The following is a 14272-nucleotide window of genomic DNA, read 5'->3' as shown; positions in this document are numbered from 1 at the left end:
CCTTTCCCGCCAAGGAGAGTGCGTCATCAACGCGTCCAGCCCTCCTGCCGCCGTAGAACTGCGCGGCATCACCAAGCGCTTCCCGGGTGTCGTCGCCAACCACGACATCGACATCACCGTCCACAAGGGCACCGTGCACGCCCTTGTCGGTGAGAACGGCGCCGGTAAGTCGACCCTGATGAAGATCCTTTACGGCATGCAGAAGCCGGACGAGGGCACCATCACCATCGACGGCTCCCAGGCCACCTTCTCCAGCCCCGCCGACGCCATCGCGCGCGGAATCGGCATGGTGCACCAGCACTTCATGCTGGCCGACAACCTCACCGTGCTGGAGAACGTCGTTCTCGGGGGCGAGAAGCTCTACGGCATCGGCGCCAAGGCGCGCAAGAAGATCAAGGAGCTGTCGCAGGCGTACGGGCTCAACGTCCGCCCCGACGTCCTGGTCGAACAGCTCGGCGTCGCCGACCGGCAGCGCGTGGAGATCCTCAAGGTCCTCTACCGCGGGGCGCACACCCTCATCCTCGACGAGCCGACCGCCGTGCTCGTGCCGCAGGAGGTCGACGCGCTCTTCGCGAACCTGCGCGAGCTCAAGGCCGAGGGCCTGACCGTCATCTTCATCTCCCACAAGCTCGGCGAAGTCCTCTCCGTGGCCGACGAGATCACGGTCATCCGCCGCGGCACCACGGTCGGCACCGCCGACCCGAGGACCACCACGACCAAGCAGCTCGCCGAGCTGATGGTCGGCAGCGAACTTCCGTCGCCGGAGACCCGTGAGTCCACGGTGACCGATGTCCCGATGCTGACCGTGGACAGTCTGCGGCTCACCGCGACCGACCCCGACGGCGTCGTGCGCGAGGTCCTCGACGGCATCAACTTCACCATCCACCAAGGTGAGGTGATGGGCATCGCCGGCGTCGAGGGCAACGGGCAGACCGAGCTCATCGAGGCCCTGATGGGTATGCGCGACCCCGACGGCGGTGTGATCACGCTCGGCAAGAACGACATCTCGCACGCGCCCACGCGCAAGCGCCGCGAGGACGGCATCGGTTACATCCCCGAGGACCGCCACCGGCACGGGCTGCTGCTGGAGTCCCCGCTGTGGGAGAACCGCATCCTCGGCCATGTCACCGAGCGCCCCAACAGCAAGCGCGGCCTGCTCGACCTCAAGGCGGCCCGCAAGGACACCGAGCGGATCGTGCGCGAGTACGACGTGCGCACCCCCGGCATCGAGGTCACCGCGGCCTCCCTCTCCGGCGGCAACCAGCAGAAGCTGATCGTCGGCCGCGAGATGAGCCACGCGCCGAAGCTGCTCATCGCCGCCCACCCCACCCGTGGTGTGGACGTCGGCGCCCAGGCGGCGATCTGGGACCAGATCCGGGAGGCGCGCCGCGAGGGTCTCGCGGTGCTGCTGATCTCCGCGGACCTGGACGAGCTCATCGGGCTCTCCGACACCCTGCGGGTGATGTACCGGGGCCGGCTGGTCGCGGACGCCGACCCCGCCACCATCACCCCGGAGGAACTGGGCTCGGCCATGACCGGCGCCGCCACCGGCCACCTGGAAGCACCCGAGCAGCCCGAGAACGGTGAGGCCCGATGAAGAAGTTCGACAAGGACCGGCTGATCCTGGGCCTCGCCGGCCCGGCGCTCGCCCTGGTCGTGGCCTTCCTGCTCACCTCGGTGGTGCTGCTCGTCTCGGACCGTGATCCGATCGAGCCGTACACCCTGATGATCCAGAACGCCGAGTACACCGACGTCCAGGTGCTGATCGTCAACCAGGCCGGTACGTACTACCTCGCCGCCCTGGCCGTCGCCATCGGCTTCCGGATGAACCTGTTCAACATCGGTGTGGACGGCCAGTACCGCCTCGCGGCGATGCTGGCGGCGGTCGTCGGCGCCTCCGTGGAACTGCCCGGCCCGCTCCACGTCCTGCTGATCGTGCTCGTCGCCATGTTCGTCGGTGCCTTCTGGGCCGGCATCGCGGGCATCCTGAAGACCACCCGCGGCGTCAGCGAGGTCGTCTCGACGATCATGCTGAACGCGATCGCGACCAGCCTGATCGCCTGGATGATCCTGCCCAAGAACCTCGGTGTGCAGCCGGAGGGTTCCAACGACCTGACGACCGGCGAGATCGCCGAGTCCGGCTGGTTCCCCGGCCTGGACACCGGTGAGGGCGGAGTCGTCTACGGCTTCACCTTCATCGCGTTCGGACTGGGCATCGTCTACTGGTTCATCCTCAACCGCACCCGCTTCGGCTTCGACCTGCGCGCCACCGGCGCCAGCCAGTCCGCGGCCCAGGCGAGCGGCGTGGACGCCAAGAAGATGGTCCTCACCGCCATGCTGATCTCCGGTGCGGTCGCGGGCCTGTCCGGTCTGCCGCTGCTGCTGGGCCAGACCCACACGTACAGCCTGAGCTTCCCGGTCGGCGTCGGCTTCACCGGCATCACGATCGCCCTGCTCGGCCGCAACAACCCGATCGGCATCTTCTTCGCCGCACTGCTGATCGCCTTCCTGGAGAAGACCTCGGCCTCGCTGGACCAGCACGGCTACGAGAAGGAGATCGCCACGATCATGCAGGGCCTGATCGTGATCTCGGTCGTCGTGTCCTACGAACTCGTCCGCCAGTACGGGCTGCGCCGCCAGCAGCAGAAGGTCGGCGAGGAACTCGCCGCCCAGGCCCGTAAGTCCCGTGAGGAGGCTGTCCTGTGAGCGACGCACACGAGGCCGTCGGGCTTCGGACGACGAGGATGGCCGCGCCCCTGCGCCGAGTGGGCGGAGAAGCGAGTGAAGGCAGGACAGCGTGAGCACCAGCACCGTCTCGATGACGTCGACCGCACCCAAGAAGGGCGGCGGCCGCCGCAAGCTGTCCCTGCCGGTGATCATGCTGATCATCGCGGCGGGCCTCCTGCTGTTCTCCCTGGTCCGGGTGATCAGCGGCGCCAATGACCTCACCTCGGTGGGCCAGGTCGCCGGCGCACTCCAGCTGGCCGTGCCGATCGGCCTGGCCGGACTCGGCGGTCTGTGGGCCGAGCGGGCCGGTGTGGTCAACATCGGCCTCGAAGGCATGATGATCCTCGGCACCTGGTTCGGTGCCTGGGCCGGCTACCAGTGGGGTCCGTGGACCGGTGTCCTGCTGGGCATCGTCGGCGGCGCGCTCGGCGGTCTGCTGCACGCCGTGATCACCGTGACGTTCAACGTCAACCACATCGTCTCCGGTGTGGCCATCAACATCCTGGCCGTCGGTGTCACCCGCTACCTGTCGAACTTCACGTTCGCCGAGGCGGACGGCGGCTCCTCCAAGCAGTCCCCGCGCATCGACCAGATCACCGAGTTCACCATTCCGGGACTCTCCGACTGGATGATCGATCTCCAGGCCAAACACTGGTTCTTCATCTCCGACCTGGCCGGTGTGATCGGCGGGCTGGTGACCAACCTGTCCCTGCTGACCATCGTCGCCATCCTGCTGATCCCCGGCACCTGGTGGATCCTGTGGCGCACCGCCTTCGGTCTGCGGCTGCGCTCCTGCGGTGAGAACCCCGTCGCCGCCGAGTCCCTGGGCGTCAACGTCTACAAGTACAAGTACATCGCGGTCACCGTCTCCGGCGGTCTGGCCGGTCTCGGCGGCGCGTTCCTCGCCATCGTCGCGACCGGGATCTACCAGGAGGGCCAGACCGGCGGGCGCGGCTACATCGGTCTCGCGGCCATGATCTTCGGCAACTGGATGCCGGGCGGCATGGCGCTGGGCGCCGGGCTCTTCGGCTTCACCGACGGTCTGAAGCTGCGCGGCGGCGCGGAGAACGTCCACGCGATGCTGCTCCTGCTGGCGATCCTGCTCCTGCTCCTCGTGGGCTGGCAGCTCTACAAGCGCAAGCATCTGCAGGCCGCGATCGCCGCTGTCGTCTCCGCCGGACTGTTCGCCTGGTACGCGATGACGGACGCCCTGCCGAGCCAGTTCGTGGACGCGGCGCCGTACGTCACCACGCTGCTGGTCCTCGCCCTGTCCGCACAGCGCCTGCGGCCGCCGAAGGCCGACGGCCTGCCGTACCGCAAGGGCGAGGGCAAGTGACGACCCCGTCCGTCATCGACGTCGACTGGGAGCTCCTGCGGGAGCGGGCGCGTGAGGCGATGTCGCACGCGTACGCCCCCTACTCGGGCTACCCGGTCGGCGTGGCGGCGCTCGTCGACGACGGCCGCATCATCGTCGGCTGCAACGTCGAGAACGCCTCGTACGGTCTGTCGCTGTGCGCGGAGTGCGGCCTGGTGTCGCAGCTCCATGCCACCGGCGGTGGCCGGCTCACGCACTTCGCGTGCGTGGACGGCCGGGGCGAGGTGCTGGTGCCCTGCGGGCGGTGCCGGCAGCTGCTGTACGAATTCGGCGGCCCCGAGCTGCTGCTGGACACCCCGGAAGGGATCCTGACCCTGGACGAGATGCTCCCGCAGGCGTTCGGGCCGCAGCATCTCCCGTAGGAGTACGGCCGCGGCCCTTCCGCTCCGGCGGAGGGGCCGCGGTCCTACCCTCTTTCTATGCGCGTAGAGCAACTCTGGAGGAATCCCATGGACGTCATCTCCGTCATCCGCACCAAGCGGGACCGGGGTGAGCTGAGCCCCGAGCAGATCGACTGGGTCATCGACGCCTACACCCGGGGTGAGGTCGCCGACGAGCAGATGTCGGCGCTGGCGATGGCGATCCTGCTGAACGGCATGAACCGCACCGAGATCGCCCGCTGGACGGCGGCGATGATCGCCTCCGGCGAGCGCATGAACTTCGACGCACTCTCCCGCCCCACCGCCGACAAGCACTCCACGGGCGGCGTCGGCGACAAGATCACGCTGCCGCTCGCCCCGCTGGTCGCCGCGTGCGGCGCCGCCGTCCCGCAGCTCTCCGGCCGCGGTCTCGGCCACACCGGCGGCACGCTCGACAAGCTGGAGTCCATCCCCGGCTGGCGCGCGCTGCTGTCCAACGAGGAGATGCTGAACGTCCTCGACACCACCGGCGCGGTGATCTGCGCGGCCGGTGACGGGCTCGCCCCCGCCGACAAGAAGCTCTACGCGCTCCGCGATGTCACCGGCACGGTCGAGGCCATCCCGCTCATCGCCTCCTCGATCATGTCCAAGAAGATCGCCGAGGGCACCGGCTCGCTGGTCCTGGACGTCAAGGTCGGCACCGGCGCGTTCATGAAGACCATCGAGGACGCCCGCGAACTGGCCTCCACCATGGTCGCGTTGGGCACCGACAGCGGAGTGCGGACCGTCGCACTGCTCACCGACATGTCCACCCCGCTCGGCCTCACCGCGGGCAACGCGCTCGAGGTCCGCGAGTCCGTCGAGGTCCTCGCCGGCGGCGGTCCCTCCGATGTCGTCGAGCTGACCCTGGCGCTGGCCCGCGAAATGCTCGACGCGGCCGGCATCAAGGACGCCGACCCGGAGAAGGCGCTGGCCGACGGCTCGGCGATGGACGTCTGGAAGCGCATGATCGCTGCCCAGGGCGGCGACCCGGACGCGACGCTCCCGGTGGCCCGCGAGCAGCACGTCGTCACCGCCTCCGCCTCCGGCGTCCTGACCCGCCTGGACGCGTACGACGTCGGCATCGCCGCCTGGCGCCTCGGAGCGGGCCGGGCTCGCAAGGAGGACCCGGTGCAGGCGGGTGCGGGCGTCGAACTGCACGCCAAGCCCGGCGAGACGGTGACGGCGGGCCAGCCGCTGATGACCCTGCACACGGACACCCCGGAGAAGTTCGACTACGCGCTCCGGTCCCTGGGTTCGGCGTACGACATCGCCCCGGCGGGCACGGAGTTCACCCCGAACCCGATCGTGCTGGACCGCATCGCCTGACCGGCACACATCCGACGGACAGCGGGACCGGTGGATCTCCACCGGTCCCGCTCTCCGTCGTGGCACCGATGAGATCGGGCGCCCGCACCGGTCCCCAGAACAGGACGTATCCGTACGACGACGGGACGGGATCGTGAGCCATGCGCCGAAGTCTTCTGACAGCGATGAGTTACGGCCGCAGGGGCAGTCTGATACGTGTGGACGCCACACAGCCCGTCGTCATGCGCATTTCCGGGAGGCTGACCCCGGACGATGTGCCGCGCCTGTGCGAGGAGTTGCACGCGCGGCTCTCCGGCACAGGCGCCACCGAGGCGATCTGTGACGTCGGAGGGCTGACACACGCCAGTCTGACCGCCGTCAACGCCCTTGCGCGGATGCAGCTCACGGCCCGGCGGCTGGGGTGCCGGGTCCGGATGCGGGATGCGGGGCCGGAGCTGCGCGCACTGCTGGAACTGGTGGGCCTGGGCGAAGTCGCCTGACAGGGATGGCTCAGGACGCCGCCGGTGAGGCAGGCCGCCCGCAAGGGACGGTCCTAGCCGGCCGTCTTCGGGGCCCCCGCTCCCGCGTCCGTACCCTCACCCGCGGCGGCCTCCGGGGCCACCCCGGCGACCGGGGCGCCGTCCTTGTCGAGGGCCGGTGGCAGGTCGAACAGGGGGAACCACCTCTTGGTGTCCAGGAAGAAGTCCATCCCGCCGATCTTGCCGTCCGAGAGCTCCAGGACGATGAGCGCCCACGGCTCGAACCCCTCGCCGGACGGGCTCGGGTGGTAGTGCGCGAACGCCGGCGAGCCGTTCGCCACGGTCGGGACCAGCTTCGATCCCCGGCACACGTCGCCCACGCCGAGCATCCAGCCGACGATGTTGTCGTGGCCGCGCAGCCACAGGTCGTAAGGCGGCATGGACATCGTCGCGTCCTCGTGGAGGAGGGCGGTCAGCGCCTGCATGTCGTATCCCTCGAAGGCCGCCACATAGCGGGCGAGGAGCTTCTGCTGTTCTTCGTCGAGAGGGTCCGCGCCGTCCGAGGAGGCCGGCTCCGACTCGGCGAGGGTCGCCCGCGCCCGCTGGAGCGCGCTGTTCACCGAGGCGACCGTGGTGCCCAGCAGCTCGGCGACCTCGCTCGCCTTCCAGGCCAGCACCTCGCGCAGGATCAGGACGGCACGCTGCTTGGGCGGCAGATGCTGGAGCGCGGCGACGAACGCCAGCCTGATCGTCTCGCGCTCCACCGCGGTCTCCGCAGGGTCGGCCACCGAGGGCAGCACCCGCCCGTCGGGCACCGGCTCGAGCCAGGTGACCTCCGGGCGGCTGGTCAGCTGGGCCTGGGCGACGGGGGTCGCGGCCGTGAGGTCCATGGGGCGGGCGCGGCGGTTGCCTGCGTTCAGCATGTCGAGACAGACGTTCGTCGCGATGCGGTACAGCCACGACCGCAGCGACGAACGCCCTTCGAACTTCTCGAAATTCCGCCAGGCCCGGACCATGGTGTCCTGCACCGCGTCCTCCGCCTCGAAAGCGGAGCCGAGCATGCGATAGCAGTAACCGGTCAGCTCTCGCCGGTACTGCTCCAGTCTCGAATCCAGGTCCTGCGTCGTTGCCAGATCACTCATCGGGTCCACCCCTGTCGCCCATTCGGCACCAGCCCTTCGGAACCTACAGGAGGGGACTGACAGTGGGGGTCAGGTTCCCGGCTTGCGCCCGTATACGTGCACGTCGTCGCCGTTCTTCAACAGATTCCAGTATGCCTTTGCCTCCGCGGGCCGCATATTGACGCAGCCCCCCGAGCCCGGCGGGTTGTACATCGACTTCGTGACCGAGTGGAAGGCCTGGCCGCCGTCGAAGAACTGCGAATACGGCATCCGGACCTTGTAGATGGTGGAGAAGTGGTTGATGCTCCGCCAGTAGATCTTCTTGGCGCCGGTACGGGTCTCCGTGCCGTTCTTGCCGGTACGCACCGCGACCGGGCCGTAGACGAGCTTCTTGCCGTCCTGGATCCAGCTCAGCTGACGGGTCAGGTCGACACAGGCGATGCGGCCCTTGTTGGTCGGACACTTCCCGGCCGCGTTCGGGTTCTTCCCCGCCGCGCGCTGCGCCAGGATCGTGTTCATCGTCTGCCAGGTCAGCGGGCCGGCGTAACCGATGGTCGGCGTGATCCCGTGCCATCCCTGGAAGGTCCGGATCGCCTTGCAGTCGGCCGCCGACTGCTTGCCGTCCACCGGACGCCCCATGAACTTCTCGACCTGCTTCTGGTACGGCCCCGTCGCCGTCGTGCACGAGGCCGCGGCAGCAGGCGCGCTGCCTATCGCCATCGTGAGCGGGACCACCAGCCCGGTCAGGCCGAGCACCACTCCCGCCCGTCTCCGTATGCCCTGCGTCCCCCGTGTCCCCCCGGTGCGACCCATCGCCACCAACTCCCCTCCGTGGACCGCGCCGACGCGCGGGTCTGCCAGCTTTGACGCTCACGGAGGAGCCGCGGTTGTACGGGAGAGGGACCAATTTCGCGCGGGTTCGTCAGCGCTGTGCGCCGGCGAGCAGCATCCGGTGCTCGGCGCGGGCCACCCGGGTCCCGTACAGCGTGATCGACACGACGCCGAGCACGGCCAGCAGGCCCAGCAGGACCGTGCCCGCCCAGCCGCCGGAGTGGTAGGCGAGGGCGCCGAGCGCACCGCCCGCGCTGCTGCCGAGGTAGTACGCGGACTGGTACAGCGCGGACGCCTGGGCGCGGCCCGTCTTCGCCGTACGGCTCACCGAGGACGAGGCGACCGCGTGCCCGGCGAAGAACCCGGCGGTGATCAGCACCAGGCCCAGCAGCACCGCGGGCAGCGTGTCCGCCAGTGACAGCAGCAGGCCGGCGGCGGTCGTGGTGACCGCGAGGTACAGGGCTCCGCGACGGCCGAGACGGCCGACCAGCTTCCCGGCGGCGGCGGAGGAGACCGTACCGACGAGGTACACCAGGAAGATCGAGCCGACGATGCCCTGCGGCAGGCTGAAGGGGGCCTCGACCAGCCGGTAGCCGATCACCGTGTAGACCGCGCCGAACACCGTCATGAACAGGGCGCCGATCGCGTACAGCCGCAGCAGCAGCGGGTCGGCGAGATGACCGCGGACCGTCGCGACGAGGGCGCGCGGGTTCACCGAACCGGGCCTGAAGTGACGGGCCCTGGGGAGCATCGCGCGGAAGACCAGCGCGCACACCAGGGCCATCAGGCCGACCGCGGCGAGCGCCGCGCGCCAGCCCCAGAGCTGGGCCACCCAGCCGGTGACGATCCGCCCGCTCATCCCGCCGATGCTGTTGCCCGCCACGAACAGGCCGATCGCGGCCACCAGCGCCTTCGGCCGCACCTCCTCCGCGAGATACGCCATCGCCGAGGCCGGCAGCCCGGCCAGCGCCGCGCCCTGCACGGCGCGCAGCGCCACCAGCCACTCCAGGCTCGGCGCGAACGGCACCAGCAGTCCCACCGCCACGGCGACGGCCAGCGACGCCGTCATCACGGTGCGCCGACCGAAGCGCTCGGAGAGCGAGCTCATCGGCAGGACGAACAGGGCCAGCGCGGCGGTCGCCGCGGAGACGGTCCAGCTGGCGGCGGACGCGCTCACGCCGAAATCGGCGGAGACGGCGGGCAGCAGCGCCTGCGTGGAGTAGAGGAGGGCGAACGTGGCCATACCGGCGGCGAAGAGCGCGAAGCTCATGCGGCGGTAGCCGGGCTGCCCGGGGGAGAGGAGTTCGGGTGACGACGGGCCGGCGCCCACGGGAGTGGACGCCTTGGTACTGGCGGGAGACATGCTTCGAACGTAGGCGCCGGAACTTCATGCGTCCAATGCATGGATTGGCCATAATCGTTCCCATGGTGCATGACCACAGCTCACAGCCTCGGCTGTCACCGAGTAGTTACGAAGAAGACATTGCGCTGCTGCTCGCGCCGCGCCTCGCGTACTTCGCCGGAGTCGCCCGCCACGAGCATGTGACGCGCGCCGCACAGGAGATGGGGGTGCCGCAGTCGACCCTGTCACGGGCGATGGTGCGCCTGGAGAACGACCTCGGTCTGGCCCTGTTCGCGCGCAAGGGCCGCACCGTCTCGCTCACTCCGGCGGGGCGGACCTTCCTGGCCTCCGTGGAGCGGGCGCTGGGCGAGGTCGAGCGGGCGGCGGACTCGGTACGGGCGGACGCCGATCCCAGCGCGGGAAAGGTGGCGTTCGGCTTTCTGCACACCATGGGGTCGGAGACCGTGCCGGGGCTGTTGCGGGCCTTCCGCGCCGACCATCCGCGCGTCCGCTTCACCCTCGTGCAGAACTACGGCGAGGCGATGCTGGAGCGGCTGCGCGCGGGAGAGCTCGATCTGTGCCTGACATCACCGGTGCCGGACGCGCCGGACCTCGTCGCCCGGCGCCTGGACGAGCAGCGGCTGCGCCTGGTGGTGCCGGACGACCACCGGCTCGCCGGCCGCCGGCGCATCCGGCTGGCGGAAGCGGCCGACGAGGTCTTCGTGACCCTCGAACCCGGCTACGGTCTGCGCCGGATCACCGACGACCTGTGCGCGGAGGCCGGCTTCACCCCGCGGGTCGCCTTCGAGGGCGAGGAGGCGGAGACCCTGCGCGGGCTGGTGGCCGCGGGCCTGGGCGTGGCCCTCCTGCCGCCGCCGGCCGTCGCGCGGCCCGGCGTGGTCGAGCTGACGGTGACCGCCCCGCGCGCGGTCCGCGAGATCGGTCTCGCCTGGCTCGACGGACACCCGGACACCGCCCCCGTGGCCGCGTTCAAGAAGTTCCTGCTCTCCCGCCGGGGCAACCTGCTCCCGGACTGAGAAACCGGTCCGGGAGGCGTCCGGGCACGTGACTGCGTGGGCCGCCCGGCCCTACCGTCGCAGCGATCTGCCGAAGCCGGCCGCCAGCGGCATCCGCAGGCCGAGCGGGGGAGGGGCCGCGAGCGCGTCGGCCACCGGGCGGGCGTAGGGCCGGGTGAAGAGGGCGCCCAGGACGAAGTCGGCTGCCAGCGCCTGGACTTCACCGTGGTGCTGACGCAGCGCGTTGCCGTCCGTGTGGACCTCGAAGCGGCAGGTGTCGCGGTTCGTCTTCTTCGCCCGCTCGGCCAGCCGGTAGGACAACTCCGGGTCCGTACGGGCGTCGTTCGTGCCGTGCACGATCAGCACCTGCCGGCCGACGAGCTGCTTCACCGGTTCGGGTGTGGCCGCCATGTCGTCCTCGGGCAGCCACGGGGCGAGCGCCAGCACCGAGTTGACCGCCGTGTGGCCCGCGGCGTGCAGGGCCGCGCGGCCGCCGATGCCGTGGCCGACGAGACAGACGGGCACGTCCCCGTACCGCTGGAGCACGTCGTCCGCCGCCCGGGCCGCGTCCACGGCAGGCAGTGCGTCCGTCCCGTTCCAGCCCCGGTAGCGGTAGTGCACCGCGTGCACCACCAGTCCGTGCTCGCGCCCCGCGCGTGCCAGCGACCGGCCCATCGGCAGTGCCGCCGCGTACGACAGCGGTGAGGGTCTGCGGACGGACTCGGGCTCCCCGTCGGGCAGGAGCAGGACCACTCCGCCGACCGCCGGACCGGCTCCCGCCGCCCGGCCGCCCACCGCCCGGCCGAGCCGGGCCTCCCGCCCGCGCCCGTTCCCTCGCTCTCCCCTCGCCACGGTCGCCTCACGGCGGGTTCCCGTACCTCTGGCCTGGTCGCCCGGACGCCCCCACCACAGGGGCGATGCGTGGTGTGCCATGACAGAACAGTCTCAGAAGGGCGGGTGTACTCCACCCGTACGCACGGTCACTGTTACGTATCGACGCGGCTCCCTCTACGCGCGTAGGGGCTAGAGTGCGCAGATGACGAGCCAGACCCTCAACACGCCCACCGCGGACCAGATCCGCCGTGCTCCGAAGGTGCTCCTGCACGACCACCTCGACGGCGGGCTGCGTCCGGGCACGATCATCGAACTCGCCCAGGCACACGGCTACGAACAGCTCCCCGAGTCCGAGCCGGACAAGCTGGGCATCTGGTTCCGCGAGGCCGCCGACTCCGGCTCGCTGGAGCGCTATCTGGAGACCTTCGCGCACACCTGCGCCGTCATGCAGACCCGCGACGCCCTCTTCCGGGTCGCCGCCGAGTGCGCCGAGGACCTCGCCGAGGACGGTGTGGTCTACGCGGAGGTGCGGTACGCCCCCGAGCAGCACCTGGAGGCCGGCCTCACGCTCGAAGAGGTCGTCGAGGCCGTCAACGAGGGCTTCCGCGAGGGCGAGCGGCGTGCCCGGGAGAGCGGTCACCGCATCCGCGTCGGCGCGCTGCTCACCGCCATGCGGCACGCGGCCCGCGCCCTGGAGATCGCCGAACTGGCCAACCGCTACCGCGATCTGGGCGTCGTCGGCTTCGACATCGCCGGCGCCGAGGCGGGCTTCCCGCCCACCCGGCACCTGGACGCCTTCGAGTACCTGAAGCGCGAGAACAACCACTTCACCATCCACGCCGGTGAGGCCTTCGGTCTGCCGTCGATCTGGCAGGCGCTCCAGTGGTGCGGCGCCGACCGCCTCGGGCACGGCGTGCGCATCATCGACGACATCGAGGTGGCGGACGACGGCACGGTGCGGCTCGGCCGCCTCGCCGCGTACGTACGGGACAAGCGCATCCCGCTGGAGCTCTGCCCGACGTCGAACCTGCAGACCGGCGCCGCCGACTCGTACGCCGACCACCCCATCGGGCTGCTGCGGAAACTGCACTTCAGGGCCACCGTCAACACCGACAACCGGCTCATGAGCGGCACCAGCATGACCCGTGAATTCGAGTTGCTGACCGATACCTTCGGATACACGCTCGACGACATGCAGTGGTTCACCGTCAATGCGATGAAGTCGGCGTTCATTCCTTTCGATGAACGACTGGCGATGATCAATGACGTGATCAAGCCCGGATACGCCGAGTTGAAATCCGAATGGCTGTTCCGCCAGACCGCCGCGACCAGCGATTCTTCCTCCGGCGGAAAGTGATCGTACTTATCGGGAAGCGGCCGGGAACGTCAACACTCGGCCGCTTCGCGGTGTTTGCCACTCCTGTGGGGCGGGGCTAGCTTGCAGAGCCGCTCATATTCCCGTCCCAAGGAAAACCCCTGATGAAGCAGTCTGCTGTCAAGACTCTCGGTGCCGCCGCTCTCGGTGCCGCCTTCGCCGCTGCCGCCGCGGGCTCCGCCGCCGCTGCCCCGGCGACGCTCCCCGACACCGCCACCCCGCTCGACAGCGTCACGAGCGTGGCGCCCGTGCAGAACGCCGTCACCAAGCTCCCGGCGGGTGCACCCGAGTCGCTGGTCGGTGGCCGGCAGGCCCTGACCGAGGCCGTCAGCCCGGTGGCGGCCACGCTGGAGGGCGTCACGAACAAGGCGCTGCCCACCGACGGTGCTGCCGACCCGGTCGCGGGTCTGCTCGGCGGCCTCCCGATCGCCGGGGGCCTTCCGCTGAACGGTCTGCCGCTGAACGGCCTTCCGCTCGGCGGCCTCCCCCTCGGCTGAGACACGGACGGACGGCGATCTTCCGACGGGCGCAACCGACATCCGCCGGACGCCACTGAAGTGGGGCGCACATCCCGAATCGGATGTGGGCCCCACGTCTGTGTGCCAGGATCGCCGCCATGCGCCCGAAGACCGCCGGGACACGTGCCCGACCGACCCTGCTGACAGCCCTCTCCGCCTTCTCCGCCCTCCTGCTGGCCACGGCCTGCACGAGTGACGACGGCAAGGAGCCCGCAAAGGGCTCGGACACGCCCGCGAGTTCGGGCGCGACCACCGGTGCCGGACCGGCCGACGGGGGAAAGAGCGACGGCGGCAACGGCGACGGCGGTGACAGCGGCCAGGGGAACGGCGGCACCGCCGGCGGCGACACCTCGAAGCCGTTCACCGGCCCCCAGTTGGAGCGCTCCGCGCTGGCCACCGGAGATCTGCCCGGCTTCCAGGTGTCCAGCGGCAAGAGCGCCCTCGCCCCCGCGGGGCAGCCCACCGCCGACACCCCGACGTGCCAGCCGCTCGCCGATGCGATGGGTGACGCACCGAGCCCCCGGGCGAAGAGCACGGTCAACCGCGGGCTGGGCTCGGTCGAGAACGTCGGGCTCGCGGTGTCCGCCTCGGTCAGTGCCTACAGCGAGGCGGACGCGGTGAAGCTCATGGACGGCCTTCAGAAGGCTGTCGGCGCGTGCGGCAAGGGATTCACCGCCACCCTCCAGGGCCGCAGCGGCTCCTACCGTGAGGTGAAGGAGAGCCCCTTCACCGCCAAGGGCGCCGACGAGACCGTCAGCTGGACGGCGGTCGGGACCAACGAGGGCGTGGCCGCCCCGGTCCATCTGGTCGTGGTGCGCCAAGGCGCCACGGTGGCGCGGTTCATGGCGCTCGATCTCGCGCGGCGGGTACCGCCGCGCGTCCCCCAGGAGGTTGCCGACAAGCAGCTGGCGAAGGTCGGCCAGGTGCGGGCCGGCTGAGCCGGCAGGT

At 70.4% G+C, this 14272-nt stretch carries 14 protein-coding genes; 10 read left to right on the top strand and 4 right to left on the bottom strand.

Features of this window, described 5'->3' with window-relative positions; translation table 11 throughout:
* The first annotated feature begins 58 nt into the window (after positions 1-58).
* From RPQ07_RS14310 to RPQ07_RS14285, 6 genes are all read left to right on the top strand, one after another.
* Complete coding sequence (locus tag RPQ07_RS14310) at positions 59-1597, top strand: ABC transporter ATP-binding protein (RefSeq protein WP_313948893.1); 1539 nt, start codon at positions 59-61, stop codon at positions 1595-1597.
* The gene (locus RPQ07_RS14305) at positions 1594-2706 is read left to right on the top strand and encodes an ABC transporter permease (protein WP_313944527.1); all 1113 of its coding nucleotides are present in this window, start codon (positions 1594-1596) and stop codon (positions 2704-2706) included. Before RPQ07_RS14310 ends, RPQ07_RS14305 begins: the two co-directional genes overlap by 4 nt.
* Before the next feature lie 112 nt (positions 2707-2818).
* Complete coding sequence (locus tag RPQ07_RS14300) at positions 2819-4063, top strand: ABC transporter permease (protein ID WP_313948892.1); 1245 nt, start codon at positions 2819-2821, stop codon at positions 4061-4063.
* On the top strand, positions 4060-4464 hold the full coding sequence (locus RPQ07_RS14295; RefSeq protein WP_313944526.1) for a cytidine deaminase: 405 nt from the start codon (positions 4060-4062) through the stop codon (positions 4462-4464). The genes RPQ07_RS14300 and RPQ07_RS14295 overlap by 4 nt, the downstream gene beginning before the upstream one ends.
* Before the next feature lie 87 nt (positions 4465-4551).
* Positions 4552-5829 (top strand): thymidine phosphorylase, encoded by a 1278-nt coding sequence (locus RPQ07_RS14290; RefSeq protein ID WP_313944525.1) that lies wholly within the window; start codon positions 4552-4554, stop codon positions 5827-5829.
* A 197-nt stretch (positions 5830-6026) separates the two neighbouring features.
* Positions 6027-6308: an STAS domain-containing protein gene (locus RPQ07_RS14285; protein WP_313944524.1), complete on the top strand. Its 282-nt coding sequence runs from the start codon at positions 6027-6029 to the stop codon at positions 6306-6308.
* A gap of 53 nt (positions 6309-6361) precedes the next feature.
* On the opposite strand, the gene RPQ07_RS14280 is transcribed toward RPQ07_RS14285, so the two are convergent.
* From RPQ07_RS14280 to RPQ07_RS14270, 3 genes are all read right to left on the bottom strand, one after another.
* Complete coding sequence (locus RPQ07_RS14280; protein ID WP_313944523.1) at positions 6362-7429, bottom strand: sigma-70 family RNA polymerase sigma factor; 1068 nt, start codon at positions 7427-7429, stop codon at positions 6362-6364.
* 69 nt (positions 7430-7498) lie between these two features.
* Entirely contained in the window at positions 7499-8221 is a 723-nt protein-coding gene (locus tag RPQ07_RS14275) for a L,D-transpeptidase family protein (protein WP_313944522.1), read from the bottom strand.
* A gap of 109 nt (positions 8222-8330) precedes the next feature.
* Entirely contained in the window at positions 8331-9602 is a 1272-nt protein-coding gene (locus RPQ07_RS14270; protein WP_313944521.1) for an MFS transporter, read from the bottom strand.
* 62 nt (positions 9603-9664) lie between these two features.
* Here RPQ07_RS14270 and RPQ07_RS14265 point away from each other — a divergent pair, with 62 nt between their 5' ends.
* Positions 9665-10618 carry a LysR family transcriptional regulator gene (locus RPQ07_RS14265; protein WP_313944520.1) on the top strand — a complete coding sequence of 318 codons (954 nt, stop codon included), beginning with the start codon at positions 9665-9667 and terminating at the stop codon, positions 10616-10618.
* 51 nt (positions 10619-10669) lie between these two features.
* Here RPQ07_RS14265 and RPQ07_RS14260 read toward each other — a convergent pair whose 3' ends face one another.
* Positions 10670-11530, bottom strand: coding sequence for an alpha/beta hydrolase (locus tag RPQ07_RS14260; protein WP_313944519.1), 861 nt, complete (start codon positions 11528-11530; stop codon positions 10670-10672).
* A 103-nt stretch (positions 11531-11633) separates the two neighbouring features.
* Here RPQ07_RS14260 and RPQ07_RS14255 point away from each other — a divergent pair, with 103 nt between their 5' ends.
* From RPQ07_RS14255 to RPQ07_RS14245, 3 genes are all read left to right on the top strand, one after another.
* The gene (locus RPQ07_RS14255) at positions 11634-12788 is read left to right on the top strand and encodes an adenosine deaminase (protein WP_313944518.1); all 1155 of its coding nucleotides are present in this window, start codon (positions 11634-11636) and stop codon (positions 12786-12788) included.
* A gap of 122 nt (positions 12789-12910) precedes the next feature.
* Positions 12911-13303 carry an ATP-binding protein gene (locus RPQ07_RS14250; protein ID WP_313944517.1) on the top strand — a complete coding sequence of 131 codons (393 nt, stop codon included), beginning with the start codon at positions 12911-12913 and terminating at the stop codon, positions 13301-13303.
* Positions 13304-13422: 119 nt separating this feature from the next.
* Positions 13423-14262 carry a hypothetical protein gene (locus tag RPQ07_RS14245; protein ID WP_313944516.1) on the top strand — a complete coding sequence of 280 codons (840 nt, stop codon included), beginning with the start codon at positions 13423-13425 and terminating at the stop codon, positions 14260-14262.
* Positions 14263-14272: the final 10 nt, after the last annotated feature.

Source organism: Streptomyces sp. AM8-1-1, from assembly GCF_032229325.1.
In the GTDB taxonomy this organism is placed as follows: domain Bacteria; phylum Actinomycetota; class Actinomycetes; order Streptomycetales; family Streptomycetaceae; genus Streptomyces; species Streptomyces achmelvichensis.
This window is presented reverse-complemented; position numbering and strand designations above follow the sequence as displayed.